The sequence below is a fragment of the Teichococcus coralli genome (assembly GCF_009829925.1).
In the GTDB taxonomy this organism is placed as follows: domain Bacteria; phylum Pseudomonadota; class Alphaproteobacteria; order Acetobacterales; family Acetobacteraceae; genus Pseudoroseomonas; species Pseudoroseomonas coralli.
Map to the genome: position 1 here is coordinate 240,161 of NZ_SNVJ01000005.1, position 26,848 is coordinate 267,008.

Annotated in this window: 22 protein-coding genes; 4 read left to right on the top strand and 18 right to left on the bottom strand. The window is 70.8% G+C overall.

The window, feature by feature from the left end; translation table 11 throughout:
• Positions 1–7 precede the first annotated feature (7 nt).
• From uvrC to E0493_RS08240, 3 genes are all read right to left on the bottom strand, one after another.
• Positions 8–2,014, bottom strand: coding sequence for an excinuclease ABC subunit UvrC (uvrC, locus tag E0493_RS08230; RefSeq protein WP_160936443.1), 2,007 nt, complete (start codon positions 2,012–2,014; stop codon positions 8–10).
• Between the two features lie 708 nt (positions 2,015–2,722).
• Positions 2,723–3,118, bottom strand: a complete 396-nt coding sequence (locus E0493_RS08235; RefSeq protein WP_160936444.1) for a dihydroneopterin aldolase — start codon at positions 3,116–3,118, stop codon at positions 2,723–2,725.
• Positions 3,115–3,885, bottom strand: coding sequence for an SDR family oxidoreductase (locus tag E0493_RS08240; protein WP_160936536.1), 771 nt, complete (start codon positions 3,883–3,885; stop codon positions 3,115–3,117). The genes E0493_RS08235 and E0493_RS08240 overlap by 4 nt, the downstream gene beginning before the upstream one ends.
• 79 nt (positions 3,886–3,964) lie before the next feature.
• Here E0493_RS08240 and E0493_RS08245 point away from each other — a divergent pair, with 79 nt between their 5' ends.
• On the top strand, positions 3,965–4,180 hold the full coding sequence (locus E0493_RS08245; protein ID WP_160936445.1) for a DUF1289 domain-containing protein: 216 nt from the start codon (positions 3,965–3,967) through the stop codon (positions 4,178–4,180).
• 8 nt (positions 4,181–4,188) lie between these two features.
• Here E0493_RS08245 and E0493_RS08250 read toward each other — a convergent pair whose 3' ends face one another.
• A complete protein-coding gene (locus E0493_RS08250) occupies positions 4,189–4,983 on the bottom strand; it encodes an ABC transporter ATP-binding protein (RefSeq protein WP_160936446.1) in 795 nt (264 codons plus the stop codon).
• A 14-nt stretch (positions 4,984–4,997) separates the two neighbouring features.
• Positions 4,998–5,771, bottom strand: a complete 774-nt coding sequence (locus tag E0493_RS08255) for an ABC transporter permease (RefSeq protein ID WP_235913648.1) — start codon at positions 5,769–5,771, stop codon at positions 4,998–5,000.
• 212 nt (positions 5,772–5,983) lie between these two features.
• Here E0493_RS08255 and E0493_RS08260 point away from each other — a divergent pair, with 212 nt between their 5' ends.
• Positions 5,984–7,222: a hypothetical protein gene (locus tag E0493_RS08260; protein ID WP_160936448.1), complete on the top strand. Its 1,239-nt coding sequence runs from the start codon at positions 5,984–5,986 to the stop codon at positions 7,220–7,222.
• Between the two features lie 51 nt (positions 7,223–7,273).
• On the opposite strand, the gene E0493_RS08265 is transcribed toward E0493_RS08260, so the two are convergent.
• Both E0493_RS08265 and E0493_RS08270 read right to left on the bottom strand, forming a co-directional pair.
• Entirely contained in the window at positions 7,274–8,224 is a 951-nt protein-coding gene (locus E0493_RS08265) for an ABC transporter substrate-binding protein (RefSeq protein ID WP_160936449.1), read from the bottom strand.
• Positions 8,225–8,323: 99 nt separating this feature from the next.
• Positions 8,324–9,013: an ABC transporter permease gene (locus E0493_RS08270; RefSeq protein ID WP_160936450.1), complete on the bottom strand. Its 690-nt coding sequence runs from the start codon at positions 9,011–9,013 to the stop codon at positions 8,324–8,326.
• Between the two features lie 171 nt (positions 9,014–9,184).
• Between E0493_RS08270 and E0493_RS08275 the strand changes: the two genes are divergently transcribed.
• Positions 9,185–9,679, top strand: coding sequence for a DUF4347 domain-containing protein (locus E0493_RS08275; RefSeq protein ID WP_160936451.1), 495 nt, complete (start codon positions 9,185–9,187; stop codon positions 9,677–9,679).
• A 295-nt stretch (positions 9,680–9,974) separates the two neighbouring features.
• On the opposite strand, the gene E0493_RS08280 is transcribed toward E0493_RS08275, so the two are convergent.
• The 11 genes from E0493_RS08280 to E0493_RS08330 all read right to left on the bottom strand — a co-directional run bounded on the left by E0493_RS08280 (position 9,975) and on the right by E0493_RS08330 (position 25,627).
• Positions 9,975–11,048, bottom strand: coding sequence for an ABC transporter ATP-binding protein (locus E0493_RS08280; protein WP_160936452.1), 1,074 nt, complete (start codon positions 11,046–11,048; stop codon positions 9,975–9,977).
• A complete protein-coding gene (locus E0493_RS08285) occupies positions 11,045–12,643 on the bottom strand; it encodes an ABC transporter permease (protein ID WP_160936453.1) in 1,599 nt (532 codons plus the stop codon). Before E0493_RS08285 ends, E0493_RS08280 begins: the two co-directional genes overlap by 4 nt.
• Before the next feature lie 3 nt (positions 12,644–12,646).
• The gene (locus E0493_RS08290) at positions 12,647–13,657 is read right to left on the bottom strand and encodes an iron ABC transporter substrate-binding protein (RefSeq protein WP_160936454.1); all 1,011 of its coding nucleotides are present in this window, start codon (positions 13,655–13,657) and stop codon (positions 12,647–12,649) included.
• Between the two features lie 500 nt (positions 13,658–14,157).
• Entirely contained in the window at positions 14,158–14,601 is a 444-nt protein-coding gene (locus E0493_RS08295; protein WP_160936455.1) for a sensor histidine kinase, read from the bottom strand.
• A gap of 160 nt (positions 14,602–14,761) precedes the next feature.
• On the bottom strand, positions 14,762–17,281 hold the full coding sequence (locus E0493_RS08300) for a heavy metal translocating P-type ATPase (protein ID WP_160936456.1): 2,520 nt from the start codon (positions 17,279–17,281) through the stop codon (positions 14,762–14,764).
• A 117-nt stretch (positions 17,282–17,398) separates the two neighbouring features.
• Positions 17,399–19,384, bottom strand: coding sequence for a DNA topoisomerase IV subunit B (gene parE, locus E0493_RS08305; protein WP_160936457.1), 1,986 nt, complete (start codon positions 19,382–19,384; stop codon positions 17,399–17,401).
• 95 nt (positions 19,385–19,479) lie between these two features.
• A complete protein-coding gene (gene dps / locus E0493_RS08310; RefSeq protein ID WP_160936458.1) occupies positions 19,480–19,968 on the bottom strand; it encodes a DNA starvation/stationary phase protection protein Dps in 489 nt (162 codons plus the stop codon).
• Positions 19,969–20,045: 77 nt separating this feature from the next.
• The gene (locus E0493_RS08315; protein ID WP_160936459.1) at positions 20,046–21,644 is read right to left on the bottom strand and encodes an MFS transporter; all 1,599 of its coding nucleotides are present in this window, start codon (positions 21,642–21,644) and stop codon (positions 20,046–20,048) included.
• A gap of 68 nt (positions 21,645–21,712) precedes the next feature.
• Positions 21,713–22,288 carry a nucleoside 2-deoxyribosyltransferase gene (locus tag E0493_RS08320; protein WP_160936460.1) on the bottom strand — a complete coding sequence of 192 codons (576 nt, stop codon included), beginning with the start codon at positions 22,286–22,288 and terminating at the stop codon, positions 21,713–21,715.
• 132 nt (positions 22,289–22,420) lie between these two features.
• A complete protein-coding gene (locus E0493_RS08325) occupies positions 22,421–23,836 on the bottom strand; it encodes an alpha,alpha-trehalose-phosphate synthase (UDP-forming) (RefSeq protein WP_160936461.1) in 1,416 nt (471 codons plus the stop codon).
• Positions 23,837–23,851: 15 nt separating this feature from the next.
• A complete protein-coding gene (locus E0493_RS08330; protein WP_160936462.1) occupies positions 23,852–25,627 on the bottom strand; it encodes an ABC transporter ATP-binding protein in 1,776 nt (591 codons plus the stop codon).
• A 131-nt stretch (positions 25,628–25,758) separates the two neighbouring features.
• Here E0493_RS08330 and E0493_RS08335 point away from each other — a divergent pair, with 131 nt between their 5' ends.
• A complete protein-coding gene (locus E0493_RS08335) occupies positions 25,759–26,817 on the top strand; it encodes a glycosyltransferase family 4 protein (protein ID WP_160936463.1) in 1,059 nt (352 codons plus the stop codon).
• Positions 26,818–26,848: the final 31 nt, after the last annotated feature.

The window sequence follows — 26,848 nt, forward strand, 5'->3', positions numbered from 1 at the left end:
CGGGCGGTCAACCCTTTCCCAAATTCGCCGCGCCGGCGCCAGGGTGGAAATGCTCGTGGATGCGCGCTGCCATCGAAGGCCCGATGCCCGGACAGTTGCGCAGATCCTCCAGCCCCGCCTGCCGCACGCCGCGCGCCGAGCCGAAATGGTTCAGCAGGCGGCGCTTGATCGCCGAACCCACGCCCGGGATCTCGTCCAGCTCCGAGCGGCTGATCGCCTTGGAGCGGCCGGCGCGATGGGTGGTGATGGCGAAGCGGTGCGCCTCGTCGCGCAGGCGCTGCAGGTAGTAGAGCGTGGGGTCGCGCGGCGGCAGCTGAAAGGGGGGCTTGCCCGCCATGTGAAACCATTCGCGCCCGGCGTCGCGGTCCGGCCCCTTGGCGATGGCGACCAGCGGCAGGTCGCCGAGGCCCAGCTCCGCCATCACCTCGCGCGCGGCGGAAAGCTGCCCGGCGCCGCCGTCGATCAGCACCAGATCGGGCCAGCCCTCGGCCTGGCGCCCCGGGTCCTCCTTCAGCGCGCGGCCGAAGCGGCGCTCGAACACCTCGCGCATCATCGCGAAGTCGTCGCCGCCGCCGCTGGCCTGCCTGGTGCCGCCACCACCCGCGGCACGGCGGGTCTCGGCCACGCCGCCCGGCACCTCGGCCGCCACACGCGGCGGCACGCGCGGCGCGCCCGCGCCCTGGATGGCGTATTTCCGGTAGGCATTCTTCATGAAGCCTTCCGGGCCGGCCACCACCATCACGCCATAGGCGTGGCTGCCCTGGATGTGGCTGTTGTCGTAGACCTCGATGCGCGAAGGCGTCTCGGGCAGGTCGAACAGCGTGCCGACGCCCTCCAGCAGGGCGGCCTGCGCGGTGCCCTCGGCGAGCCGTCGCTCAAGCGCCTCGCGCGCGTTGGTCGCGGCGTGGTCCACGGCGGCGCGCTTCTCGCCGCGCTGGGGGCGGTGCAGCTCGACCTTGCGGCCGGCCTTCAGCGTCAGCGCCTCGGCGATCAGCGGCGCGTCCGGCACCTCGTGCGAGAGCAGCACCAGCGGTGGCGGCGGCAGGTCGTCGTAGAGCTGCGTGAGAAAGGCGGAGAGCACCTCCTCCGGCGCCGCGTCGTCCTTGGCGTGGGCCGGGAAGAAGGCGCGGTTGCCGTTGTTGCGTCCGCCGCGGAAAAAGAAGACCTGCACGCAGGACTGGCCGGCGATCTGGTGCAGCGCCACCACGTCGGCGTCGCCCACGCCCTCCAGGTTGATGGCGTTCTGCCCCTGGATATGCGTCAGGCCGCGGATGCGGTCGCGGATGGCGGCGGCGCGCTCGAATTCCAGCGCCTCGGCGGCCTGCTCCATTTCGGCGGCGAGCTTCTTCTGGACGCTCGGCGTCTCGCCGGAGAGGAACTTCTTCGCGTCCCGCACCAGGCCGGCATAGTCCTCGGCGCTGATGCGCTCGACGCAGGGCGCCGAGCACCGCTTGATCTGGTGCAGCAGGCAGGGCCGGTCGCGGCTCTCGAAAACCGTGTCGCGGCAGGAGCGCAGAAGGAAAACCTTTTCCAGCGCGGTGATGGTCTGGTTCACCGCCCAGGCGCTGGCGAAGGGTCCCCAGTAGCTGGCGCCCTTGCGCTTGTCGCCGCGGTGCTTGCTGATCTGCGGGTAGGCGTGGTCCTCGGTCAGCACCAGCCAGGGATAGGATTTGTCGTCGCGCAGGACGATGTTGAAGCGCGGCCGCAGCCGCTTGATCAGGTTCGCCTCCAGCAGCAGCGCCTCGGCCTCGCTGCCGGTGGTGATGATCTCCATCCGGCGGGTGGCGTGCACCATGCGCCGCAGCCGTTCGGGCAAGCGGGCGATCTGGGTATAGGCGACCACGCGCTTCTTCAGGCTGCGCGCCTTGCCGACATAGAGCGCCTCGCCCTTCGCATCGAGCATCCGGTAAACCCCGGGCGCGAGCGGCATGGTGGCAAGCGCGGCCTCGATGACCACAACGCCTTCCATGAGCGGGGCTTCGGGAGGCGACACGTCGGAACCTGCTGTCTGCATGGGCGGGATCAATCGCGTGGGGGGCAAGTGGGCACAAGAGGCGAGGAAGTTGTCCACCGAACCTGTGGATAATTCTGTGGATGAGAGGGGGGTGAATCCCGCTAAATCACTGTCATTCGTGCGTCACATCACCTTGCCCAAGCTTTAAGCAAAATCCTAAAGCCTTGAAATCCTTATCTAGGACGGAAAAATATCCGAACAAGCGTCGTCAAGAGCAACTTTGTGATTGACGCGTCCAGGGCGCGTCGGACGTGGGAAAGGCGGTGGATGATTCCGCGAACGAGCCGATCCGGTCTTCACGAAGCGGCGAAAGTCGCTGGCGGAGCGACATGCCGGGGGCGAGTTGCTGGTACCCTGTTCGCTTCCCGGGTTCGGCTTCCTGGTGCCGGCTGCATGCCCGTCGCTTGCGGGAACATTTCTGTTTCGGACCTTTCGCCCGTCTTGCTGAGAGGATGCGGGAGCGACCCGCAGGGCAGTGACAAGGCACTACCCTTAAATTGCATGGCTGCTATGTTAAAAAAGCATGATTGAGTTTGGCGGCGGAAATGTCCGCAGCGCGGATCATGGCGGCGGTGGAGCAGCAACCCTCGCACCCTCCAGACGCGCTGTCCCATCCGTGGCATCCACGCCTCCCCGCGGCGGCCGGCTCGGCGACGGGGGCCATGGCAGCGGCTGCCCTGGCCTTGAGCAGCCCTGATACGGAGGGGGTCATCGCCGCAGGCGCTCCACTGTCACCCCCACTCCCGCGACATCGGCGATGATGTCGGGTTTCTCCACCGTCACCCGCGCCGAGACCACCCGGGCATCCGCGGCCAGGAGCGCGCATGCGATGCGCTCCGCCAGCGTCTCCGCGAGACGGACATGACCTCCGAGGGCGATCCGCCGCGCGACATCGGCCATCGCCGCGTAGTCCACCACACGCGCCAGGTCGTCGGCGCCGACGCCGTGTGGCGCCGAATCGTCCTGCGCCAGGAGGTCGAGGTCGATCAGGACGCGTTGCGGCGCCACCTCCTCCTCGGGATAGGCGCCCAGCCGGGCGTTCACGGCCAGGCGGCGGACGAAGACGCGGCGCAGCCCTCGAGCGGCATCCGGCAGGTGGCTCATCGGTCCTGGCTCCGCCGCTCGGGCCGCCATTGCAGGTGCTGCCCGCCATCCAGCGCGATCATCTGCCCGGTCATGGCGGGAAAGGAAAGGATGGCGAGCACGGCGCGGCCGACCTCCTCAGGGCTGGTGCCATGGCCGAGCGGGGTGCTGGCGGCCATCGCGGCGAAATGCTCCGCCGTCTGGTGCGGCGCCGGGACGGCCGGGCCTGGGCCGATGCCGTTCACCCGGATGCGCGGCGCCAAGGCCAGGGCCAGGCTCTGCGTCAGCGCCCAGAGCGCCGCCTTGGAGACGCTGTAGCTGACGAAATGCGGCGTCAGCGACCAGACGCGCTGGTCCAGCATGTTGATCACCACGCCTTCCGCTCCCGCGGGCAGCGCCCTGGCGAAGGCCTGGGTCAGCACGAAGGGCGCGCGCAGGTTTGGCTCCAGGTGGCGGTCCCAGCTCGCGCGCGTCGCATCATGCCACTCGTCGCGCGCGAAGGTGGAGGCGTTGTTCACCAGCACGCCCACGGGGCCCAGTGCCGCGACGGCGGCGGGAAGCAGCGCCTCGACGTCTTCCTCGTGGTCCAGCGCCGCCGCCAGCGTCACCGCGCGGCGTCCGAGCGCCTCGACGTCCTGCCGGGTCGCTTCGGCGTCCTCGGCGCTGCTGCGGTAGTGCAGGGCGACGTCGAAGCCGGCGCCGGCCAGCGCAAGGGCGATGGCGCGCCCGATGCGCCTGGCGCCGCCGGTGACCAGCGCGGCGCGAGGGAGAGTGGGGGAAATCGTCATGCCCACAAACTCGGATGCGGCGCCCGCCGCGTCCAGGGGGCGGCTCGTCAGGCCCTCGCCGCCACCCCATCTGTTGGCCATGGAACGACCCTGCATCAAGATCTGCGCCTATGACGAAGACACCGGCTGGTGCCATGCCTGCGGCATGACGAAGCCGGAGCGCAAGGCGTGGAAACGCCTTCCCGGCTACCGCGAGGCCATCCTCCAGCCGCTGCCCGCACGGCTGGCCGCCCTGGCGGCGGAGGGGCATGTCACCGGCCCCGCCGCCGGCAAGAAGGCCAGGCACAAGGACTGAGCGCGGCCTCAGGCCAGGGCGGCCTTTCGGACCTCCTCCCGGATCTCCGCCATCAGTCGCGCCTTGAGGGCGCCGAACTCCGGGGCCGTCTTCACCTTCCAGTCGCGCGGATAGGGCAGGGGAACCGGAACCTCCGCCTTCACCCGGCCCGGCCGCGCGGACATCACCAGCACGCGGCTGGCCAGGAACACCGCCTCGTCGATGTCGTGCGTGACAAACAGAACCGTCTTGCGCGCGGCGGGCGTGTCCGCGCCCCAGACTTCCAGCAGCAACTCCTGCATCAGCTCGCGCGTCTGGTGGTCCAGCGCGCCGAAGGGTTCGTCGAGCAGCAGGATCTCGGGGCTGTTGGCCAGCGCGCGGGCCAGGGCCGTGCGCTGCTGCATGCCGCCGGAAAGCTGGCGGGGCCAGTGGTGCTCGAAGCCGCGCAGGCCGGTGCGGGCGATGTAGGCGGCGGCGATCTCGCGCGCCTGCGCTTGCGGCACCTGGCGCTCGCGCAGGCCGAACAGGATGTTTTGCTCCACCGTCAGCCAGGGAAACAGCGTGTAGGACTGGAACACCATGCCCCGGTCCGGCCCCGGCCGCGTCACCTGCCGCCCGTTGAGCGTCACGCTGCCAGCCGTCGGCCGGTCCAGCCCGGCGACGATGCGAAGCAGGGTGGACTTGCCGCAGCCGGAGGGGCCGAGGATCGAGACGAACTCGCCGGGCGTGACGTCGAGGTCGGTGGGCTGCAGCGCCAGCGTCGGGCCGGCGCTGCCCTGGCCCGGGAAGGTGCGGGTCAGCCCACGAATGGAGAGCCCCCGCATGGCGGCGCCGTCCCTCACAGGACCGCCCAGCGGAACAGGCGGCGGTTGAGCTGCCGGAACAGCAGGTCCGTCACCAGGCCGATCAGGCCGATAACCACGATGCCAAAGATCATCTGGCCGGTGTCGAGCAGGCGCTGGCTGTCCATGATCATGTGGCCGATGCCGCTTTGCGCGCCGATCAGCTCGGCGACGATGACGTAGGTCCAGGCCCAGCCGAGCACCAGCCGCAGGGCCTCCATCACCTGCGGCGCGGCGGCGGGGATGATGACGCGGCGCAGGATGCCGCCGCGCCCGGCGCCCAGCGTGTAGGCGGCCTCGACCAGGTCCATGCGCGTGGCACCGGCGATCACCGTCACCATGATCACGATCTGAAAGACGCTGCCGAGAAAGATGACCGCCAGCTTCTGCGCTTCGCCCACGCCGGCCCACAGAATCAGCAGGGGGATGAAGGCGGAGGCCGGCAGGTAGCGGGCGAAGGAGATGAAGGGCTCGAAGAAGGCCTCGACACCCTTGTAGGCCCCCATCATCAGCCCCAGCGGCACGGCGATCGCCGCCGCCAGCAGGAAGCCGCCCAGCACACGCCAGACGGTCATGCCGATGTCGTGCAGGAAGCCGTACTCGGTCAGCAGCGACCAGCCGGCTGCCAGGGCGCGTGCGGGCGAGGCGAGGAACAGCGGTTGCACATACCCCCCTTCCGTGGCCAGCGCCCAAAGGCCGACAAACAGAACGAAGAACCCGGTGCCGAGGAGGAGGCGGGCAGTCGCGGTGACGGGCTTGAGGGGTTCCAAGGAGCCTCGCTGTGAAAGAAGGGCGGTGGAAGAAGGACTTGCCATGAAACTTCGGCTGCAAGCGGCGCGCCACTCCCCGCGCCGGGCGGCCGGCGCGAAAGTTCGGTGACCATGGTCAAGCTGTGGCAATCCTGCAACGAGGTGCGACATTCCACGATGCAGGAAGAACAGTCCTCACGCCGTCGTGTGTCCAATATGGTAATCCTTTCTGCATGAACACACGCATTACGTGCGGCACCTTCGCCGCAGCCACGCTCCTTGTGGGTGCAATGCTGGCGGCGCCGCGCGCGGCCGCCGCCGCGGACCCGTACGTCCTGGACCTGACGGTTGACGGCCAGACCTACACCCGCAGCTACAACAATCTCGATGACCTGCTGAACCTGCTCAACCCAGGCGGCATCCGGTCGATCGCGCCCAACTACACCTCCAACTCGGCGGTGAACGCGGTCGTCAACTTCCGCGGTGTTCCGGCCACGGTGACGTCGGAGCCGGGTTCCAGCGCCCTGCGCCTTTCCGTTCCGGGCGCCGGCGTGGACCAGGTCTTCGATGCCGGCAGTCTCACCGAATCGCGCCGGCAGCTCGAGAACTTCGCCAAGGGCGAAGGCGACGCCGAAGCGCTGAAAAAGATCTACGACGCGGTTGTCTCCACCAGCACCGCCGATCCGGTCGCCGGCAACCCTGCCTCGCTGCAGGGCCAGTCCGTGATGGCCGACTATGCCGCCGGCACGCTACTGCCGGGCGACCTCGGCCGCATGGAGCCGCGCGCGGCGGGGTGGCACTTCAGCGTCGGCGGCGACTACACGCGCCAGGAGACGCGCGACTTCGACACGAACATCTGGAGCCTGCCGCTGGCCGTCTCCTACACCTTCGGCCAGGACGGGCCGGAGCTGTTCCTCAACCTGCCGCTGACTCTCACCGACACCAGCGGCGCCTACTCCTACCTGGGCTCCGCCGGCATCGGCCTGCGCGTGCCGGTGGTGACGAGCCCCTCCGTCCGCTGGGCGCTGACGCCGCAGTTCCGCTTCGGTGCGGCAGGCTCGTCCGAGGTGGGCTCGGTCGGCCAGGCTTACGGCGGTTCGGTGACCAGCGACCTGCGCCTCGCACTGCCCAACCAGTTCGTGCTCGGGATCGGCAACACCATCGGCTACTACGAGACCAAGCCCCTGAAGGTCAGTGACTATGACCTGGCCTATGACCTGCAGAACGCCTACTACCGCAACGGCGCCTCGATCTCCCGGCCGGTCGGCCTGATGGCCAACCTGCCGGTGCTGCTCGGCGCCTCCTTCGTGGACACCCGCATGGCCGGTGACGACCTGGCGGTGAAGAGCTGGCAGGAATACGGCCTCTTCGCCGTGCTCGGCACCACCACGCCGGTGCGCGCCAACATCAGCTACCTGAACGGCGAGCGCGGCTACGACGCCTTCCATGTCGGCCTGAGCGTCGCCTTCTGACGAAAAGCCGCCCGGCCGGCCTTCGCAACCGGCCGGGCGCATCCGCCTGCCTCAGCCCAGGAAGTTGGTATCCAGCAGCTTCGCGAGGTCGGGCGACTGGCGCACCACGCCCGCCTGCTTCTGCACCTCCAGCGCCTTCTGCATGAACTGCGGCAGGCCATCGGCCGCGTAGGCGCGGTTCTTCGCCTGGTCCATCCATTCGATGAACCCGGCGCTCGCCTTGAAGGCCTCGCCGCTCTGGTTCACGCGCTTGCCCATGATCGCATAAGCCTTGTCCGGCTCCTTGCCGATCATCGCCAGGGCGTCGTACCAGCCCTGCACCACCGCCTTCACCGCGGTGCCGTTCCTGGCGAGGAAATCCGGCTGGAAGGCGAGGGTATCGACCACGCAGGGGTAGTCCAGCGTCGTGGCGAGGATCTTGCCCTTGTCCGCGCCCATGCCCCGCACCTGCGAGAGATAGGGCTCATAGGTGGAGCAGCCGTCGAACTGGCCGGCCACAAAGGCTTGCGCCGCCGGCTGCGGCGCCAGGCTGGCGGTCTGGACGTCCTTGATGGAAAGGCCGTTCTCCCGGAGCATGTAGGCCAGCACGAAGTACGGCGTGGTGCCCGGCCCATCCACCGCGAGGGTCTTGCCCTTCAGATCCGCCCAGCCGCCGACCGAGGGCCGCACCGCGATGCCGTCCCCGCCGCGCGAGCGGTCGAGCACCAGCACCTGCACGAGCGGCATGGTGCTGCCCCAGAGGATCATGGTGTCCACCGTGGTGACGACGCAGTTCAGCGCGCCTGAGGCAAGCGCCAGGTTGCGCTCGCGCTGCGGGACGAAGCGCGTCTCCACCTCGACGCCGTTCGCCTTGAACAGGCCGGCCTCCTCCGCCAGGGTCAGCGGCGCGAAGCCGGTCCAGCCGGACATGCCGATGGTGATCTTTGGCGCGGCCTGCGCACGGGCGAGATGGGGCAGGGCAAGCGCGCCGGCGGCGGCGCCCAGGAACAGGCGGCGGTGCATTGGATTCGGTCTCCTTCGGGCCTGGCGGCCTCTCCCTGGCGGCGAGCCTAGTCCGGGCTGGCGGCGGCGGGAAGACTCGCGCCCGCTCGGGGCGCCGCCTCAGGCGCGCCGTTCGAGCCGCAGCGTGACGGCGCTGACACCAAGGCAGATCAGCAGCAGGATGCCGCCGAGCGCGAGGGCGAGCGGCAGGTCGCCTTTCTGCGTCTCCAGCGCGATGGCCGTGGTCATCGTGCGCGTTTCGCCGCGGATGTTGCCGCCGACGATCAGAATGGCGCCGACCTCGGCGATGGCGCGCCCGAAGGCCGCCAGCAGCACCGTGCCAAGCGCCGGCCGGCCCAACCGCAGCAACTGGAGGCCGCACTGCATCGGACCCGCGCCGTCGATGCGGAGGGGATCGCCGATCTCGGTCCAGAGCGGCGCCAGGACCCGGTGGGCCAGGGCCACCACGATCGGCAGGGCGAGAATCGTCTGCGCCGCCACCATGCCGGCGGGCTGGAACAGCCAGCCCAGCGCGCCGAAAGGACCGCTGCGCGAGAGCAGAAGGTAGCAGAGCAGCCCGACCACCACCGGCGGCAGGCCCAGCGCGGCATTCACCGCGACCAGCAGCAAGCGCCTGCCCGGAAAGCGGCTGGCCGCCATCACCAGCGCCAGCGGCAGGCCCAGGGCGAAGGCGAGCAGGGCTGCGCTGCCGGACGTGCGGAGCGAAAGCAGCACAATCTGCCCGAGCTCAGGATCGGCGCCGCCGATCAGCCCGAGCGCCAGCCGCGCGGCCTCGGCAAGGTCATGCATGGGAGGGGAGGGGCATGGAACCGCGGAGATGCCGATTCCGCCGCTTCCAGGCAAGGCTGCCAGGGGCCACCATTTGCCGGCTGCTGCCAACTCCTGCGTGCCGCCGGTGCATCAACGGTTTCTTCAGCAAAGCCGGCGAGAATGGGGCCATTCCAGAAGGAACAGCCGCCCATGACCGAGTTCGCCGAAGTCTCCGCCCGCCCCGTGCAGCTGCTGGTGCTGGACCCGCGCCAGCCGGGCTGGCCGGCAGCGCTGGCAGCCGCGGGCGCGGACACCGCCGTCCTGCTCCTGGACGCCGGGCATGATGGCCTGCAGCAGATCGCCGAGGTGGCGAAGGAATACGCGCCGCTGAAGACCATTCATCTGCCTGAGCATGGCACGCCGGGCCAGGCCCTTCTCGGCCGGACGGTGCTGGACGCCGCGCATCTGGCGGAAACATCATGGCTCCTGGCGAGGATCGGCGAGGCACTGGCGCCGGAGGGCGTGCTGCGCCTCGGCGGCGAACCTGGGCGCGGCGTGCTGGGCCGGAGGCTCGCCGACCTGGTTGCGGAGGCGGCGGGCCGCGCGGTGCTGACGGTGCGCCAGGCGCCACTGCGCGCACTGACCGCGGTGACGCCCTGGAGCCATTCCGGCACCCCCGGTTTCCCGGCCATGGCATCCGTTTGAGCGATCAGGATCACCACGCCCCTTTCGGGCTTCCGCCCGCCGCAATCATCAATCCGCAGCCACCCGTCGCACGGGCGGCGAGGGCAGGCAGACGGATCCAAAGGGGCGCGCGCTAGCCAGTCCCGCGATGCGGTGCCGCGGCCGGTAGAGGGTCTTGTGCGGCCCGATCCGCCAACCGGACGCGCTTGGCAGCCAGAACGGGCCAGCCTTGCCCGCGCCCGCGGCCGCCATGGAATCACGGCAGGATCGAAGCACAGGAGGCGCGGCGATCGGTCCTGCGCCTGAGGCTTTCGGCCTAGGGCCTTCCTTCACCCGCCGGAAGCAGGGGATGCGCCTGTCCGCTCACCGCGAGCCGGACAAGGCTGCCGACCGGCGGCGCCGTGAGATAGGAGCAGCGCAATTCGAGCCGGGGCGCGCGGCCGCCATCCTCCGCTCGTTGCAGCCGCACGGCGACGCCGCAGGAGGCGCCGCCGAACTCCACCGCCTCGACGCGCGCCCGCACCTCCGCCGCCTCCGTCCCGGTGGGCAGCAGGGCGATCTGCTCCGGGCGCAGCATGATCTCCGCCCGCGCGCGGGGGTCGGGACGGGTCAGCGGCACCCGGCCCAGCGCGCACTCGGCCCAGCCTCCCGACAGCCGCGCCGGCAGGATGACCGCCTCGCCGAAGAAGGTGGCGACGGTGGTGTCCCGGGGCTGCAGGTAAAGGTCACGCGGCTTGCCCGCCTGGAGCAGCCTGCCCTCGCGCAACAGCACCACCTGATCGGCGAAGGAAAGCGCCTCCGCCTGGTCGTGGGTCACCAGGATGGTGGTGATTCCTTCCGCCGCGAGCAGGTCGGCCACCGCCTTGCGGGTGCTGGCGCGTAGTCCGGTGTCCAGGGCGGAGAAGGGTTCGTCCAGCAGCATCAGGCGCGGCTTCCGCGCCAGGGCCCGGGCCAGCGCGACGCGCTGCTGCTGGCCTCCGGAAAGCTGGTCCGGCCGGCGCCGCAGCATGGACGGGTCCAGTTCCACCATCGCCAGCAGCACGGCGATCCGCGCCTCGCGGCCGGGGGTGGCTCGCGGCAGGCCGAAGCCGATGTTGTCGGCCACGCTGAGATGAGGGAACAGGGCGCCTTCCTGCGCCACCAGCCCGATGCCGCGCAGATGGGCCGGAACCGTGCGTGGCCCCTCGGCCAGCAGGTCGCCTCCCAAAGTGATGCGGCCGCTGTCGGGCGTCTCGAAGCCGCCGACGATCCGCAGCAGCGTCGACTTGCCGCTGCCGGAGGGGCCCAGGATGGCCGTGCGGCTGCCCTCGGGCACGGCGAGGTCAACCGCGTCGAGAGCGGCCACCTGGCCGAAGCGGCGGCTGACCGCCTGGAGGCGCAGGAAGCTCATCGCCCCCGGCCGCCCTGCGACTGCCGGTGCAGGAACCAGGCCATGGGCAGCGACAGCAGGATCATCCCGAGGGCATAGGGCGCGGCCGCCGCGTAGTCGATCTCCCCGCTGTAGGACCAGAAGCTGGTGGCCAGCGTGTGGGTGCCGTTCGGCGCCAGCATCTGCGTCGCCGTCAGTTCGTTGGCGATGCCGAGCGCCACCAGCGCCATGGCGGCCGCCGCGCCGGGCGCGGCCAGACGCAGCGTCACGGCCGCCAGCGCGCGCAGCGGCGAACGGCCGAGCATGCCCGCCGCCTCCTCCAGCTCCTCCGGCGCCTGGGCGATGCTGGCGCGGAGCGCGACAATGGCGCGCGGCAGGAACAACAGCGCGTAGGCCAGCAGGATGGTGGCGACGGACTGGTAAAGGGGTCTTGCCACCCGCACGGTGACGCTCACCAGGGCCAGCGCCACCACGACGCCGGGCAGCGCGCCGGCGATGAAGTTGCTGCCCTCCAAGGTTCGTTGCAGCCGCCCCGGCGCGCGCACCGACAGCCAGGCCGTGGGGATGGCGGCCAGGGTCGCCAGCGCCGCTCCGAGGGCCGACAGCAGCAAGGTCTGCCCCAGCGCCTCCCCGATCTCGCCCCACCGCCACACGGCGCCGCCGCCCGCGGCGAGCCAGCGGGCCAGCGTCGCCGCCGGAACACCGAGGGCGAGCGTGGCGGCCAGGGCGGGCAGCAGCAGGCAAGGCAGGGTGAACCACCCCAGGCGCACCGGCCGGGGCGGCCGCGCCGCCCCCGGCCCGAGCCGGGCATAGCGCGCCGCTCCGCGCAGCCAGGTTTCCAGCGCGAGCAATCCCAGGCAGCAGGCGACCAGCACAACCGCCAGCATGCTCGCCGCCGGTCCGTTGAAGCTGGACTGGAACTGGTCAACGATGGCGGTGGTGAAGGTGTCGAAGCGGATCATCGCGTAGAGGCCGAATTCGGCGAGCAGGTGCAGCCCGACCAGCAGCCCGCCGCCGCAAAGCGCCAGCCGCAGCTGGGGCACCACCACCCGGAGGAAAACGCCAGCGGGCGGCACGCCCAGCGAGGCCGCGCTCTCCTGCAGGGCCGGGTCCATGCGGCGGAGCGCGGCCACCACCGGCAGGTACAGAAACGGGGTATAGGCCAGGACGGAGACCAGGACGGCCCCGGCCAGCCCGTGCAGCCCCGGCAGCAGGCTGACCCAAGCGTAGCTGTGCACGAAGGCCGGGATCGCCAGCGGCGCCACCGCCATCCAGGACCACAGGCGACGGCCGGGCAGGTCGCTGCACTCGGTCAGCCAGGCCAGGGCGACCGCCAGCAGGATACAGAGCGGCAAGGTGCAGGCGACGAGCAGCGCGGTGTTGACGAGCAGCTCGCCGACGCGTGGCCGGAAGATCAGGGCCGAGGCCGTGGCCCAGCCGGTCTGCACCGTCACCCACAGCACGAACGCGAGCGGCAGCAGAGCCAGCAAGGAGACCAGCAGCGCCGCACCGCCGAGGGCCGCGCCCGGCCGCCGGTGCGCGCCCCGGTGGAGCGGCAGCCCGGCCATGCGCCGCAGGGGCAAGGCGCCGGCCCGGTGCGCGGCCTGCGGCTTCATGGATCAGAGCAGCCCGGCCTGGGTCATCAGCGCCACCACCGCCCTGCTGTTGAGGGTGGAGGGATCGACGGCCGGGGCCTGCAACTTCTCCATCGGCTCCAGGGCGGGGTTGGCCGGGGTGCCAGCCGCGACCGGATATTCGAAGGAGTTGTCACGCAGCACCGCCTGCCCGGCGGGACCGGCGATCCACCGCACGAAGGCTTCGGCCTGCGGCCGCCGCTTGCTCGATGCCAGAACGCCGCCGCCCGAGATGCTGAGGAAAGCGCCCGGATCCTGGTGGCGGAAATAATGCAGCGCGAGGTTGTTGCTGTTCTCGCCGGTGCGCGCGCGGTCGCCCGCGAAATAGTAGTGATAGATGACGGCGCTATCGACCTGGCCGGCATTGACCGCCTTCATGGCGACGCTGTTGCCCCGGAAGGTCACGACATTCTGTTTCATGCCCCGCAGCCAGGCCAGGGTCGCCGCCTCGCCCTTCAGCTGGAGCATGGCGCTGACGATCGCCTGGAAGTCCGCTCCGGCGGGCGACGCGCCCCAACGGCCCTTCCAGGCGGGGTCGGCGAGATCCATCAGGGACGAGGGAAGCTGCGCCGGGGTCAGGCGCCGCGTGTCATAGGCCAGAACGGTGCTGCGGGCGGCGATGCCGGTCCAGCGGCCGGTGGAAGGGCGGAAATGCTGCGGCACCAGCGCGAGCGTGGCGGGGTCGAGCGGGGCGAAGAGGCCCGCCCCTTCCACCAGCGCCATCGCCGGGGAGTTCTCGGTCAGGAAGACGTCGGCGGGAGAGGCGCTGCCTTCCTGCACGATCTGGTTGGCTAGCTCGACGTCGCCGCCGTCGCGCTGCGTCACCGCGATGCCTGTCTCACGCGAGAAGGCCGCGGCCCAGGCCTTGGTCAGGCTGGCGTGCTGCGCGTTGTAGACCACGATCCTGTCGCCCTCTTGCGCGCGCGGCGCCCGCAAGGGAAGCGAGGACACGCCAAGTCCGACAAGGGCGGCAAACCCGCGGCGGGAAATCGTCATCGGAAACCCCTCAGGCGTTCGATTGGCAGGGCTGGGCGATCAAGGGCCGCAGCGAAGTAGAGGATCGCGGGGAGGGGGTCAAGCTACTGATTATTATAATCATTCGCAAGTAACCTGGCGCAACGCCTGGAGTGACGCGCCTGAGGCCCATGATCAGCGCGAGCCGCCCGGCGCCTGACCAGGACCGCGGGAGGGGCGCCCGGCTCGCCCGGGTGAGGAGCAGCATGCGGTCGAGGGCGCGCGTGTCGCCCTCGCTCATTTCGCCCGCCCGGGCGAGAAAGAGCCAGGCCGCACCCGCTGCGCCGCGGAGCAGCCCGATCGGCCGGTACTCCCGGCTGATAACCCGCTTCACGGCCGCGGCACTTGGCGCATCCTCATCCCCGGCTTCTCGGTCGCCTAGAGCGGATCCCATTCCGATGGCATCATCGGGACGGGTGAAGATGTGCGTCAAAACAGACGGCTAGAGCATTTCCCGTGAGCCAGAGCGAAGGGATAATGCTCTAGGCGCGGCCTGGGCCGATCCCTTCGCGCGAGAGGAGGGGAAGCCACGGCGTGACGCGGAGGCCACGTTCCTCCCGCCCGGACGCGCCCAGTTCCAACGCGGCGTCGTGCAGCTTCGCCACCGCCGCGACCAGCGCGAGGCCCAGGCCGCTGCCGCCGTCCGAGCGGCTCGGATCCAGGCGGTGGAAGGGCCGCAGTACCTGCCCACGCGCGTCGGGGGGAATGCCCGGCCTATCGTCCTCGACGCTCTGCTCCGGGCCGGACTGTCTCCTGGAGTCTGAGACCCGAACCACGATGAGCGTCCCCGGCGGCGTGTCGCGCAGCGCGTTTTCCAGCAGGTTTGCCGGCGATTGCATCAGCAACTCGCGGTCGCCGCGCGCCGTCACGCCCGGTGCGACGGAGGTGGCCAGGGTGATGCCCGCCGTCCTCGGCCAAAAGGCCATAGGCCTCCGCCAGATCGGTGGCGATGGCGGAGAGGCCGACCGGCGCGAAGGCGGCGCGGCGCGCCCCGGCCACGACCTGATGCTTGGGGGCATGGCGCCCTGGCTCAACCAGGCAGCCCCGAAGCCACGGCCGTGCGCCAGCCGCCGCCGGAGCGCCCGATCATGCCGCGGGCTTCCACGCCAGCAGCCGCAGCGCGTTCAGGGTCACCAGCACCGTGGCTCCGGTATCCGCCATGATGGCGGGCCAGAGGCCGGTGATGCCGCCCAGGGTGGTGACGAGGAACAGGCCCTTGAGCCCGACCGCGAGGGCGACGTTGGTCTTCACGTTTGCCATGGTGGCGCGCGACAGGCTCACCAGCTCGGCGATGCCCGTCGTGCGGTCCTTGAGGACGGCGGCTTGGGCGGTTTCCAGCGCCACGTCCGTGCCGCCGCCCATCGCCACGCCGACCGAGGCGGCGGCGAGCGCCGGAGCGTCGTTGATGCCGTCGCCCACCATGACCACCGCTCCGGAGGAGCGAAGGGCGGCGATCTCCCGCAGCTTGTCCTGCGGCAGCAGCCCGGCCTTCACCTCGAGCCCGATATGCCTGCCGATGGCCGCGCCGGTGCGGGCATTGTCGCCGGTGAGCATCACCGAGCGGACACCCAGCCTCGACAGCGCAGCCACGCCGGAGGCGGCATCCGCCCGCGGCTCGTCCCGCAGGGCCAGAACGCCCGCGGCCGCGCCATCGGCGACCACCACCACGGCCGTCTTGCCCTCCGCCTCAAGCTGGGGGATGGCCTCGGACAGCGCGCCGAGCGCCGCACCCGCTTCCGCCGCGTGACGCGGACTGCCCACGCTGACCTCGCGGCCGTCCACCGTCGCGGTGACCGCCCGGCCGGGAATGGCGCCGTGGCTGGCCGCCGCGGGCGCCGCGATGCCGCGCGCCTCGGCTTCGGCCATGACGGCCTTGGCGAGCGGATGGGACGAGCCCTGCTCGGCGCCCGCCGCGAGAGCCAGCACCTCGTCCCCAGAGAAGCCTGGCGCGGGCAGGATATCGGTCACCCTGGGCTGGCCTTCGGTCAGCGTGCCAGTCTTGTCGAAGGCGACGGTCCGGGCGGCGCCGATCTCCTCCAGCGCGGCGCCGCCCTTGATGAGCAGCCCGCGGCGGGCGCCCGCCGACAGGCCGGAGGCCATGGCGGCGGGAACCGAGATCACCAGCGCGCAGGGGCAGGCGATGAGCAGCACCGCCAGCCCGCGATAGACGCTGGTCCACCAGTCCCAGCCCAGCAGGAGGGGCGGCACGAGGATGACCAGCAGGGAAACCCCCATCGCGCCCGGCGTCCACCAGGTCGAGAAGCGCTCGATGAAGCGCTGGGTCGGCGCGCGGGAGGCGGTCGCCTCCTCCACCATGCGGATGATGCGGGCGATGGTGTTGTCGGCGGCGGCGCGGGAGACCCGCACCCGCAGCGCCCCGTCGGCGTTGATGGAGCCCGCCACCACGGCCTCGCCGGGGCCGCGCGAGACCGGCACGCTCTCGCCGGTGACCGGGCTTTCGTCGAGGGCGGACCGGCCATCCGCGATGGTGCCGTCGCAGGGCACGCGGTCGCCAGGGCGGACGAGGACAAGGTCGCCCACGGACAGGGAGGCGGATGGCACCGGCTCGGCCGCGCCGTCGGCCCGAAGGCGAAGCGCGGTGCGCGGCATCAGCCCACCCAGCGCCTTGATGCCTGCCCGGGCACGCCCCGCCGCCACGTTCTCCAGCAACTCGCCGATGGCGAAGAGGAGCACCACCACCGCCGCCTCCTCGGCCGCGCCGATGACGGCGGCGCCGATGGCGGCCGTGACCATCAGGGTCTCGATGGAAAAGGGCGAGCCCACGCGCGCCAGGGCGAAGGCCCGGCGGCCAAAGGGCAGCACCGCCAAGGCGGTGGCGGCCAGGAACAGCGGATAGGTCCAGCGGTCCGGCAGGACCAGGGACAGGGCACAGGCGCCGAGGACCAGGGCGCCGAGCAGCCAGACCAGGCGGGCCTTGCCGGTGGCGTACCAGTGCCTGGTGGCGTCGGCCGGGTCCTCATGGTCGGCATGGGAGTGGCCGAAGGCGCCGCCGTGGCTATGCGCTTGGTGATCGTGGCCCGGATGGTCGCGCGCATGGCCCGCGTGGTCATGCCCGCAGCAGCCATCGTGGTCATGATGGTGCGATGGGTGCGGTGCGGCACCCGCTGGCCGCTCCTTCACCGGCAGGGGTTGCGCCGTGTAGCCCAGCGCGGCGAGCGAGCGCTGGATGGCGGCCGTGTCCGTCCGGCCCGGCTCCAGCCGGAGGGTCAGCCGCTCCGCCATCAGGTTCACCGAGACGTCCGAGACGCCGGGCAGGCGCTTCATCGCGGTCTCCACCTTCGCCACGCAGGAGGCACAGTCCATGCCCTCCACATGCCAGGCGAGGGGCGGGGGCGCTTGCGCGGCCTCCAGCCGGGTGGCCTTGAAGCTCAGCGCCGCGACCTGCTGCTCGAGCACCTCGGGAGTGGTGACGCCAGGCGCCAGGGTCGCCCTCAGCCGTTCCGCCATCAGGTTCACACTGACCTCACGGACGCCGGGCAGACGCGAGACCGCCTTCTCGACCTTGGCGACGCAGGAGGCGCAGTCCATGCCGTCCACGCGCCAGGTGACCTGCCTCTCGCTACTCTCGCTCCCGGTGCCGTCCATCGCCTGGCCTCCTGCTGACGGCTCCCCAGATACGACCTCCAGCCACTGGAGGTTCAAGGGGTCAATCGTCCGAAGGCGGGATCTTCAGGCAATTCGCGTCCTGACCCGGCGTGACCGTCAGGCGTCCACCGCCTCCAGATCCAGCCGCGCGGCATTCTCCTGGATGAAGCGGAAGCGCAGCTCCGGCTTGCGTCCCATCAGCGCCTCGATCAGTTCCGAGGTCGAGGCGCGCTCCTCCGCCGGCAGCACCACCTTGAGCAAGGTCCGCTTGCGCGGGTCCATGGTGGTCTCCTTCAACGAGGCGGGAGGCATCTCGCCCAACCCCTTGAAGCGGCTGACTTCAACCCGCTGATTCGGCTTGAAGGCCTTCTTCAGCAGCTTCTCGCGCTCCGCATCGTCCATCGCGTAGACGGTCTTGCCCGCCGTCGCCAGCCGGTAGAGCGGCGGCTGCGCGAGGTAGACCCGCTCCTGCCGCACCAGCTCCGGCAGCTCCTTGTAGAAGAAGGTCATCAGCAGCGCCGCGATGTGGGCGCCGTCCACGTCGGCGTCGGTCATGATGACGACCCGGCCATAGCGCAGGCGCTTGGGATCGAAGCGCTCCCCGGCGCCGCAGCCCAGCGCCTCGATGAGGTCCTTCAGCTCCTGGTTCTGCCGCAGCTTGTCGGCGCTGGCGGAAGCGACGTTCAGGATCTTGCCGCGCAACGGCAGCACCGCCTGGGTCTCGCGGTCGCGCGCCTGCTTGGCCGAGCCGCCCGCGGAGTCGCCTTCCACCAGGAACAGCTCGGTGCCCTCGGCTGCCTCGCGCGAGCAATCCGCGAGCTTGCCGGGCAGGCGCAGGCGGCGGGTCGCGGTCTTGCGCGGCGTGTCCTTCTGCTCGCGGCGGCGGATGCGATCCTCCGCGCGGTCGATGGCATAGGCCAGCAGGTTGTCCGCCCGGCCGGGGTCGCCCGCCAGCCAGTGGTCGAAGTGGTCGCGCAGTCCGGCCTCGACGAGGCGGGAGGCCTCCGGGCTGGTCAGCTTGTCCTTGGTCTGGCCCTGGAACTGCGGTTCGCGGACGAAGATGGAAAGCATGCCTGCCAGCCCGCCGAAAAGATCCTCGGCGGTGACGTTGCCGGCGCGCTTCTCCTTCTTCAGCTCGCCATAGGCGCGCAGGCCCTTCACCAGCGCGCCGCGCAGCCCAGCCTCATGCGTGCCGCCGAGCGGGGTCGGGATGGTGTTGGCGTAGGTGTTCAGGAAGCCTTCGCCCTGCTCCAGCCAGGTCACCGCCCACTCGGCGCGGCCAGCACCCTGCGGAAAGGTGACCTCGCCGGCCCAGGGAGCGGGAATGACGGGGCTGCGGCCCTCCACGGCGGCGGCCAGGAAGTCCGAGAGGCCGCCGGGAAAGTGCAGCGTGGCCTGGGCTGGCGTCTCCGTTTCCTGGCCTTTCGGAACCAGGGCCGGGTCACAGGACCAGCGGATCTCGACGCCGCGGAACAGATAGGCCTTGGAGCGGCAGAGGCGGAACAGCCGGGGGGCGGAGAACTGCAGGGGTCCGAAGATCTCGGGGTCCGGCTTGAAGCGGATCGTGGTTCCGCGCCGGTTGTGCACCGCCCCCGCGTTCTTCAGCTTGGCGAGCGGCTTGCCGCGCGAATAGGCCTGGGTGAACAGGGTGCGGTCGCGCGCGACCTCGACCTCCAGCCGCTCGGCGAGGGCGTTCACCACCGAGCTGCCGACGCCGTGCAGGCCGCCGGAGGTGTCATAGGCCTTGCCGGAGAACTTGCCGCCCGAGTGCAGGGTGGTGAGGATTACCTCCAGTGCCGAGAGCTTGGGGAATTTCGGGTGCGGATCGGTCGGGATGCCGCGGCCGTTGTCGCGGACGGTCAGGTAGTTCCCGGCCTCCAGCGTCACCTCGATGCGGTCGGCATGGCCGGCCACCGCCTCGTCCATGGCGTTGTCCAGCACCTCGGCGGCCAGATGGTGCAGCGCGTTCTCGTCCGTGCCGCCGATATACATGCCGGGACGGCGCCGGACGGGCTCAAGCCCCTCCAGCACCTCGATGTCCTTGGCCGAGTAGGTCGCCGCGGCCTGCGCCTTGGCCGCGCGGCCGCCGAAGAGATCGTTCATGTCTTGTTCACACCCCTGGCGGGCAACCTAGCCAATGGGGGTGGGGGGCTGCAACCCCAAGCGGAGAGGGAGGGGCATGCCCTCCCTCGCGGCGCTCACTTCTCCTGAAGATGCGCTTCCAGCATCCACAGCTTCTTGTCGAGGTCGCGCGAGAGGCCGGTCAGCAGATCGGCGGTGTCGGCATCGCCGGCATCGTCGGTGCTGTCGATGCCCTCGCGGACGGACTTGCCGAGATTGGCGAAGCGGTCCGCCAGCTCCTTCACATGGTCCAGCGTGTAGGTCGTCTGCTGCGAGTAGGGGGCGAGGCGGCTTTTCTCGGCGACGATCTGGCTGGTGCCGTCCGGCGTGCCGCCGAGCTGCACCAGGCGCTCCGCCACCTCGTCCGCCGTGGCGAAGAGCTCGTTGTAGAATTGCTCCAGCATCTCGTGCAGGCCGATGAAGTTCGGGCCCTTCATGGTCCAGTGCGCCATGCGGACGGCGTTGGTCAGGTCGATCATGTCGGTCAGCGTGCCGTTCAGCACGTTGACCGAAGCCTTCCTGATGTTCTCGCCAAGGTCGTTGCGGGTGCGGTGCAGGGAAGCCATCGTCAATCCTCCTGTCTGGTTCCGGAAACGCCATGCCCAGGCTCGGGTTGCCGAGCGCCAGGTGAGGCTGGCGCGGGTCAGGGGAGCCGGTGAATGTAGCGCACCGCCTTCGGTCCGGTTTCGCCTTGATGCAGCGCAGCCGCCCGGCCGATCGCCGCATGGTCGTCCGGACCCAGCCGGCTCTGCTCGCGCAGGTGCTCGTTCCAGTTCTCCACCGCCCACAGCTCCACCCACCGCTCGGGATAGGCGATGTCCTCGCAAAGCTGCCAGTTGAGGGCACCGCTGCGCAGCCGCGCCCGGCGCACCTCCGCCATGGCCGCGAGAAAGGCGCCGCGGTCCTGCGGGCGGATATGGTAGCGCACCACCTCCAGCAGCCGGCCGCGGCCCTGCGCCAAAAGGGGGGCAAGCTCCGGTGCCGGCTCCTCGGGGCGCAGCGGCGCGGCGGGCGCTGCTTCGGCGGCGGCCTCGGCGCCCAGTGTCCAGCGCCGCATCACCAGGGCGGCCACGCCGCCCGCGCCGCCGAAGCCCAGCAAGGCCCAGTGCACGCCGATGATGGTGCCGAGCCAGCCCGCCAGGGCCGACCCGAAGGCGAGGGCCCCGAAGAAGGAAAGCTGATAAATGCCGATCGCCCGCGCCCGCACCCAGGCCGGCGCCACCATCTGCGCCGCGGCCTGGAGCGTGCTGGAGGCGCTGATCCAGGCGCTGCCATAGAGCAGCATTCCGAGGCCAACCGGCGCCCAGTGGCGGCCGAACCCCAGCAACACCAACGCGGCGGCGGCGGCGAGCGAGGCGAGAACAACCAGATCCCCCCGGTTCACCCGCGCCCGCAGGCGCGGCAGCAGCAACCCGCCGGCCACGGCGCCGATGCCCATCGCCGCCAGCAGCATCCCGAAGGCTTCGGGGCCGAGGCCCAGCCGTTCCCGCACCACCAGCGGCAGCAGGCCCCACATGGCCGAGCCGAAGAAGAAGAACACCACCGCCCGCAGGATGATCCGCCGCAGCGCGGGAGAGGCGGCCACGAAGCGCATCCCTGCCCGCATGGCGGAAAGGAAATGCTCCTTCGGCAGGGTGCGCGGCGCCTCCTCCCGCCGCCAGGCCACCAGCGCCAGGATCAGCACCAGGAAGCAGGCGGCGTTGAAGGCGAAGGCGGCCTGCGTGCCCGCCAACCCGATGACGAAGCCGCCCAGCGCCGGCCCCACCGCCCGCGCCAGGTTGAAGCCGATGCCGTTGAGCACGATGGCCTGGGTGAGATCCTCGCGCGGCACCAGTTCGGGCGTGGTGGCGGCCCAGGCCGGGAAGTTCATGGCGCTGCCGGCGCCGATACCGAAGGTGAGCGCCAGCAGCCCCCAGGGACCGAGCAGGCCGGTGGCGGTGAGGATGCAGAGCACAAGGCCCATCAGGCACATCCAGCTCTGCGCGAAGATCAGGTAGCGGCGCCGGTCCACGATGTCCGCCAGGGCGCCGGTCGGGAGCGCGAGCAGGAACACCGGCAGCATCGAGGCGGCCTGCACCAGGCTGACCATCAGCGGCGAGGGATCCAGGCTGGTCATGAGCCAGCCGGCACCGGTGTTCTGGACCCACATGCCGGTGTTGCTGGCCAGGCTGGCGGTCCAGAGGTTGCGGAAGGTGGCGTGCCGGAGCGGCGCGAAGGCCGAGGTAGGGGCGGGATCTTGCATGGGCGGCTGCAAGGTGCCGCAATCGGCCGGGCTTGCGAAGGATGCTTCGCTTCCCGGTTGCGCCGCGCTCAGGCGGCGCCGCGCATCTCCTGCATCAGCGCCACGACGCAGGCTTCAAAGGCGGTGAGGTCCGTCCAGCGGAGATGATCGGGCACCGCATGGGTGATCAGCCGGCCGCCGGCGGCGACGATGCCGCCGTCGATCATCAGGTTGTCGTGCCGCCCGAAATCCTCCAGGCACAGTCCCTCGGCATCCACCCAGACACCGTCGGGGCGCCGCCGGGCCGCCGCGCCCAGGAAGTCGCGCGTGCGGTCGGCGAAGTGCCGGGCCGTGTTGGCGTAGCCGGTGATCGGGCGCCCGAGCGCCCGCATGAAGCCCAGCTCGTACACGGTGCCCGCATCGGCCGAGGGGCCGCGGAAGGGCGTCAGGTTGGCGATCAGGGCATCGCTCTGGCGGATATGCGCCTCGTTGCGGAGGTAGATCTCCAGGAAGCGCTCCTCAGCGGCGTCCGCCGCGCTGTCCGCGACCGGATCGGTCGGGAAGACCCCGATGGTCCCGTGGCGGGCGCAGATCTCCTTCTTGGCCACGGCGATCTCGCTGGCGTTGGGAAGGAAGACGTCGGGTCCGGCGAGGTAGATGCGCATGGTGCCTATTTGCCTTTCTGCCCCTGTGGATGCCAGAGCGCGATGGGTCTCCTCGGCCGATCTATGGTGATTTTTCCCACATGGCGCCAGGGCCTTCCGTGGCGCTTGCGGAAAGCCTCCGCCCCACAGGGCTTACGCGGCTCCGGCGGCGCTCTCAAGATCGCGCAGATCCGCCTCGAAGCGGTCACGCCAGCGCTCCAGGCTGTTGCGCCGCATGACGCGCAGCATGGCGGTGTGCCGCTCCTGCCGCTCCTCCAGCGGCATGGCCAGCGCGCGGTCGAGCGCGGCAGCCACCGCCGCCTCGTCATGCGGATTGACAAGCAGCGCCGCATCCAGCTCGCGCGCCGCGCCGGCGAAGCGGGAGAGCACCAGCACGCCCGGGTCCTGCGGATCCTGCGCCGCCACATATTCCTTGGCGACCAGGTTCATGCCGTCGCGGAGCGGCGTCACCAGCCCGACCCGCGCCGCGGCGTAGAGCGGCATGAGCCGGCGCCGGGGGAAGCCGCGGTTGAGGTAGCGCAGCGGCATCCAGTCCAGCTCGGCGAAGCGGCCGTTGATGCGGCCGGCCTCGCCTTCCAGCTCCCGGCGAATGGCCTGGTAGGCCTCGACGTCGGAGCGCGAGGGCGGCGCGATCTGCACGTATTCCACGCGGCGGTGCCAGGCGGCGTGGCTGGCCAGGAAGCGCTCATAGGCGGCGAAGCGCTGACGCAGGCCCTTGGAATAGTCGAGCCGCTCCACGCTGATGATCAGCGCACGGTCGCCGAGGCCGGCGCGCAGTGCCGCCAGGGATTCCGGCTCGCCGGCCTGGGCCTCGGCGCGCAGCGCCTCCACCTGCACGCCGATCGGGTAGACGCCGGTCCGGATCCGCCGCCCATGCGCCAGCAGCACCCCGCCAGGCAGCTCCTCGCCGCCGAGTTCGTGGCGGATGTAATCGGCGAAGGCGCGCCGGTCGCCCTCCGTCTGGAAGCCGACGAGGTCGTACTGGCAGAGGGCGCGCACCAGCTCGGCATGCACGGGCACGGTGGTCAGCACGGCGGGGGCCGGGAACGGCGTGTGCAGGAACAGGCCCATGCGGTTGCGCAGCCCCGCCGCGCGCAGCGATTCGGCCAGGCACAGCAGGTGGTAGTCGTGTGCCCAGATGACGTCGTCCGGCGCCACGAGCGCGGCGAGGTGGCGGGCGAAATGCGCGTTGACGCGGCGGTAGCCCTCGAACTCGCCATGCTCGAAGCGGGCCAGGCCGGTCTGGTAGTGCAGCACCGGCCAGAGCGTGCCGTTGGCGAAGCCGCGGTAGTAGTCGTCATAGTCGCGTTGCGTCAGGTCGGTGGTGTAGAGCGTCACCGGCCCGCTGCGGGCGACGGCGGGCGGCAGGCCGGGGGCCAGCGTGTCGGGCGGCACCAGCGTGTCCGGCACCGTCTGGCCTGACCAGCCGAACCACAGGCCGCCGCTGTGGCGCAGCGCGTCCATCACCCCCGCCGCCAGCCCGCCGGCGGTCGGCTCGCCCTCCGTGATGGGGGCGACGCGGTTGGAGACCACGACCAGTCGCGACATGCGCGCCGTTCCTCTTCAGGCCGCCTCTGGCAGCTCCGGCAGGGCGCCGGCCTGCTGCTGGCGCAGCAATTCCCGATAGGGGCCGAGGCGGCTGGCCAGTTCGGCAGGCGCACCGTCCTCGACGATCCGGCCCTGATTCATGACGATGATTCTGTCGAAATTTTGCAGCGTCGAGAGGCGGTGCGCAATCGCGAGGACGGTGCGGCCGCGCATCAGCCGGTCGAGCGCCGCCTGGATGGCGCGCTCGCTTTCGCTGTCCAGCGCCGAGGTGGCCTCGTCCAGCAGCAGGATGGGCGCATCCTTCAGCAGCGCGCGGGCGATGGCCAGCCGCTGCCGCTGCCCGCCCGAAAGCTTCACGCCGCGGTTGCCGACCAGCGTATCGAAGCCCTCCGGCAACGCCTCGATGAAGGCGCGGCACTGCGCCATCTCGGCGGCCCGCATCACCTCCTCGTCCGTGGCCTCGGGCCGGCCGTACCGGATGTTCTCCAGCACGGAGCGATGAAAGAGCGCCGTGTCCTGCGGCACCACGGCGAGGGCCTCGTGCAGGCTGTCGGGCGTGACGTCGCGAAGGTCCTGCCCATCCACCAGCACGCGGCCGGAATCGGGGTCGTGGAAGCGTTGCAGCAGCGCCAGCACGGTGGACTTGCCGGCGCCGGAGTAGCCCACCAGCCCGACGCGCTGTCCCGGCTCCACCGCGAGGTCGAAGCCGTCCAGCAGCGAGGCACGGCCGGGGTAGGCGAAGCGCACCGCCTCGAAGCACACCGCGCCCCGGCCGGGACGCAGTGGCAGTGCGCCGGGCCGCGCCTCCAGCGCATGCGGCACCAGCAGCGCGCCGAGCGCCTCCTCCAGCCGCGCCATCTGCTGCGTCAGCTCCACCAGCGCCACGGCGATGTCCCGCGTGCCGTGCAGGATGGTCAGCGAGAGGGTGGCGAGCAGCGCGACATCCCCGACGGAGGCATGGCCGCGCTGCCACAGGAGCAGCCCGGCGGCAAGGGTGGCGCTGGTCAGCAGCACGGTCAGCACGGCATGGATGAGGCGCAGCTTCTCCATGTACCAGAGGCTGCGGCGATGGGCGCCGATCTCGGCCTGGACGATGCCGGCGATCCGCTGCCGCTCGCGCAGCGTGGCGCCGAAGGCGCGCACAACCGGGATGTTGCTGACCACGTCCACCAGCTCGCCATCCACGGCGGCGGCACGGCTCGCATGGGTGCGGTGCAGCGCCGCGCCGCGCCGCGCCAGGCGATGCATCACCAGCCCGATGCCGAGCGCCAGCACCGCCAGGGCCGCGGCGAGGCCTGGATGGATCGCGCCGGTGAAGAGAATGGCGCTGAATACCGCCGCCGATGGCGGGACGACGCTCCAGGCCAGCGTGTTCTGGGCGGAGAAGGCGGCCTGCGCCGTGGAGGAGATGCGGGCCGCGAGCGCACCGGGCAGGCGGTCGGCGAAGTAGCTTGGGCTATGGCCGGCGAGGTGGGCGAAGAGGTCGCGCCGGATGTCGCCGCCGACGGCGGTGAAGGAACGGGTCGCCGCCCAGCCGCCGGCGCGCCAGAGCAGGTTGTCCGCCGCGATCAGGGCGCAAAGGAGGAAGAAGGCGCCCCAGATGCCGCGCGCCGCCTGCGGCCCCTGGGCCAGGATGTCGATCAGGTGCTTCAGCCCGTACTGCGCGGAAACCGCGCAGCCCACTGCCGCGAGGACGGTGCCGAACACCAGCGAATGCCCGGCCTTGTGGTGCTGGGCATAGTCCAGCAGGTAGCGGAGCGGGGAGGTTGCTGGCGTGTGGGTTGCAGTCACGGCAGCCTACATTTCGCCATATTCAATTTGTATGTTCATCACTGATACAGGAGGGTGCGGATACGATCAAGTCTCCGCCGGCCTGCCTCAAGTAAAACTTCCGGCCTGCCGGGAAAAAGGGGTCGCACTTCATGCGCATTGCGCAAATCTCGCCGCTCTTCGAGGCCGTTCCGCCGAAGCTTTATGGCGGCACCGAACGGGTGGTCTCGTCGCTGACCGAGGAACTCGTGGCGATGGGCCATGAGGTGACGCTCTTCGCCAGCGGCGACTCCGTGACCGCGGCGAAGCTGGCCGCGATGCGCGAGCAGGCCCTGCGCCTCGATCCCAGCGTGAAGGACTGGGTCGCGCATTACATGAAGATGGTCGAGCAGGTCGCGCAGCGCGCGGACGAGTTCGACGTGATCCACTCCCATATCGACTATTTCCCGCTCGGCCTGCTGGACCGGCAGCGCACGCCGTTCCTCACCACCCTGCATGGTCGGCTCGACCTGCCGGAATTCAAGATGATCTACGAGACTTACGGCCGCACGCCCTACGTCTCGATCTCCGACCACCAGCGCCTGCCGATCCCGCGCCTGAACTGGGTGCGCACCGTGCTGCACGGCATGCCGAAGGACCGGCTGACGCCGCAGCCGGTGGAGCAGAAGTACTTCGCCTTCCTCGGCCGCGTCTCGCCGGAGAAGGGGCTGGACAAGGCCATCCGCATCGCCGCCCGCGCCGGGGTGAAGCTGAAGGTCGCCGCCAAGATCGACGTCGCCGACCGCGCCTACTACGAGCGCGAGATCGCCCCGCTGATGGCGCAGGGCCATGTCGAGTACATCGGCGAGATCAACGACGACCAGAAGCCGGAATTCCTCTCCGGCGCCCACGCGCTGCTCTTCCCGATCGACTGGCCGGAGCCCTTCGGCCTGGTGATGATCGAGGCGATGGCCTGCGGCACGCCGGTGATCGCCTTCCGCCGCGGCTCGGTGCCGGAGGTGATGGAGGACGGGCTGACCGGCTTTGTCGTCGAGAACGAGGACGAGGCGGTGGCGGCCGTCGCCCGTGTCCCCGAGCTCGACCGGCGCAAGGTGCGCGGCCGCTTCGAGCAGCGCTTCACCGCCCGCCGCATGGCCGAAGACTACGTGGCGGTCTATGAGGAGCTGATCGCCGCCAACCGCAAGCCGCACCTGCGCGCCATCGGCGACTGAGGTCCGGAGCGGCCGGGGGGGGGGACGGTTC

Coding starts and splice junctions, on each gene's coding strand:
- E0493_RS08245 (WP_160936445.1), top strand. CDS start 3,965: ATGGAACGACCCTGCATCAAGATCTGCGCCTATGACGAAGACACCGGC.
- E0493_RS08240 (WP_160936536.1), bottom strand. CDS start 3,885: ATGACGATTTCCCCCACTCTCCCTCGCGCCGCGCTGGTCACCGGCGGC.
- E0493_RS08235 (WP_160936444.1), bottom strand. CDS start 3,118: ATGAGCCACCTGCCGGATGCCGCTCGAGGGCTGCGCCGCGTCTTCGTC.
- E0493_RS08320 (WP_160936460.1), bottom strand. CDS start 22,288: ATGCGCATCTACCTCGCCGGACCCGACGTCTTCCTTCCCAACGCCAGC.
- parE (WP_160936457.1), bottom strand. CDS start 19,384: ATGAACGATCTCTTCGGCGGCCGCGCGGCCAAGGCGCAGGCCGCGGCG.
- uvrC (WP_160936443.1), bottom strand. CDS start 2,014: ATGCAGACAGCAGGTTCCGACGTGTCGCCTCCCGAAGCCCCGCTCATG.
- E0493_RS08275 (WP_160936451.1), top strand. CDS start 9,185: ATGACCGAGTTCGCCGAAGTCTCCGCCCGCCCCGTGCAGCTGCTGGTG.
- E0493_RS08315 (WP_160936459.1), bottom strand. CDS start 21,644: ATGCAAGATCCCGCCCCTACCTCGGCCTTCGCGCCGCTCCGGCACGCC.
- E0493_RS08250 (WP_160936446.1), bottom strand. CDS start 4,983: ATGCGGGGGCTCTCCATTCGTGGGCTGACCCGCACCTTCCCGGGCCAG.
- E0493_RS08300 (WP_160936456.1), bottom strand. CDS start 17,281: ATGGACGGCACCGGGAGCGAGAGTAGCGAGAGGCAGGTCACCTGGCGC.
- dps (WP_160936458.1), bottom strand. CDS start 19,968: ATGGCTTCCCTGCACCGCACCCGCAACGACCTTGGCGAGAACATCAGG.
- E0493_RS08260 (WP_160936448.1), top strand. CDS start 5,984: ATGAACACACGCATTACGTGCGGCACCTTCGCCGCAGCCACGCTCCTT.
- E0493_RS08325 (WP_160936461.1), bottom strand. CDS start 23,836: ATGTCGCGACTGGTCGTGGTCTCCAACCGCGTCGCCCCCATCACGGAG.
- E0493_RS08265 (WP_160936449.1), bottom strand. CDS start 8,224: ATGCACCGCCGCCTGTTCCTGGGCGCCGCCGCCGGCGCGCTTGCCCTG.
- E0493_RS08280 (WP_160936452.1), bottom strand. CDS start 11,048: ATGAGCTTCCTGCGCCTCCAGGCGGTCAGCCGCCGCTTCGGCCAGGTG.
- E0493_RS08290 (WP_160936454.1), bottom strand. CDS start 13,657: ATGACGATTTCCCGCCGCGGGTTTGCCGCCCTTGTCGGACTTGGCGTG.
- E0493_RS08285 (WP_160936453.1), bottom strand. CDS start 12,643: ATGAAGCCGCAGGCCGCGCACCGGGCCGGCGCCTTGCCCCTGCGGCGC.
- E0493_RS08270 (WP_160936450.1), bottom strand. CDS start 9,013: ATGCATGACCTTGCCGAGGCCGCGCGGCTGGCGCTCGGGCTGATCGGC.
- E0493_RS08295 (WP_160936455.1), bottom strand. CDS start 14,601: ATGGCCTTTTGGCCGAGGACGGCGGGCATCACCCTGGCCACCTCCGTC.
- E0493_RS08335 (WP_160936463.1), top strand. CDS start 25,759: ATGCGCATTGCGCAAATCTCGCCGCTCTTCGAGGCCGTTCCGCCGAAG.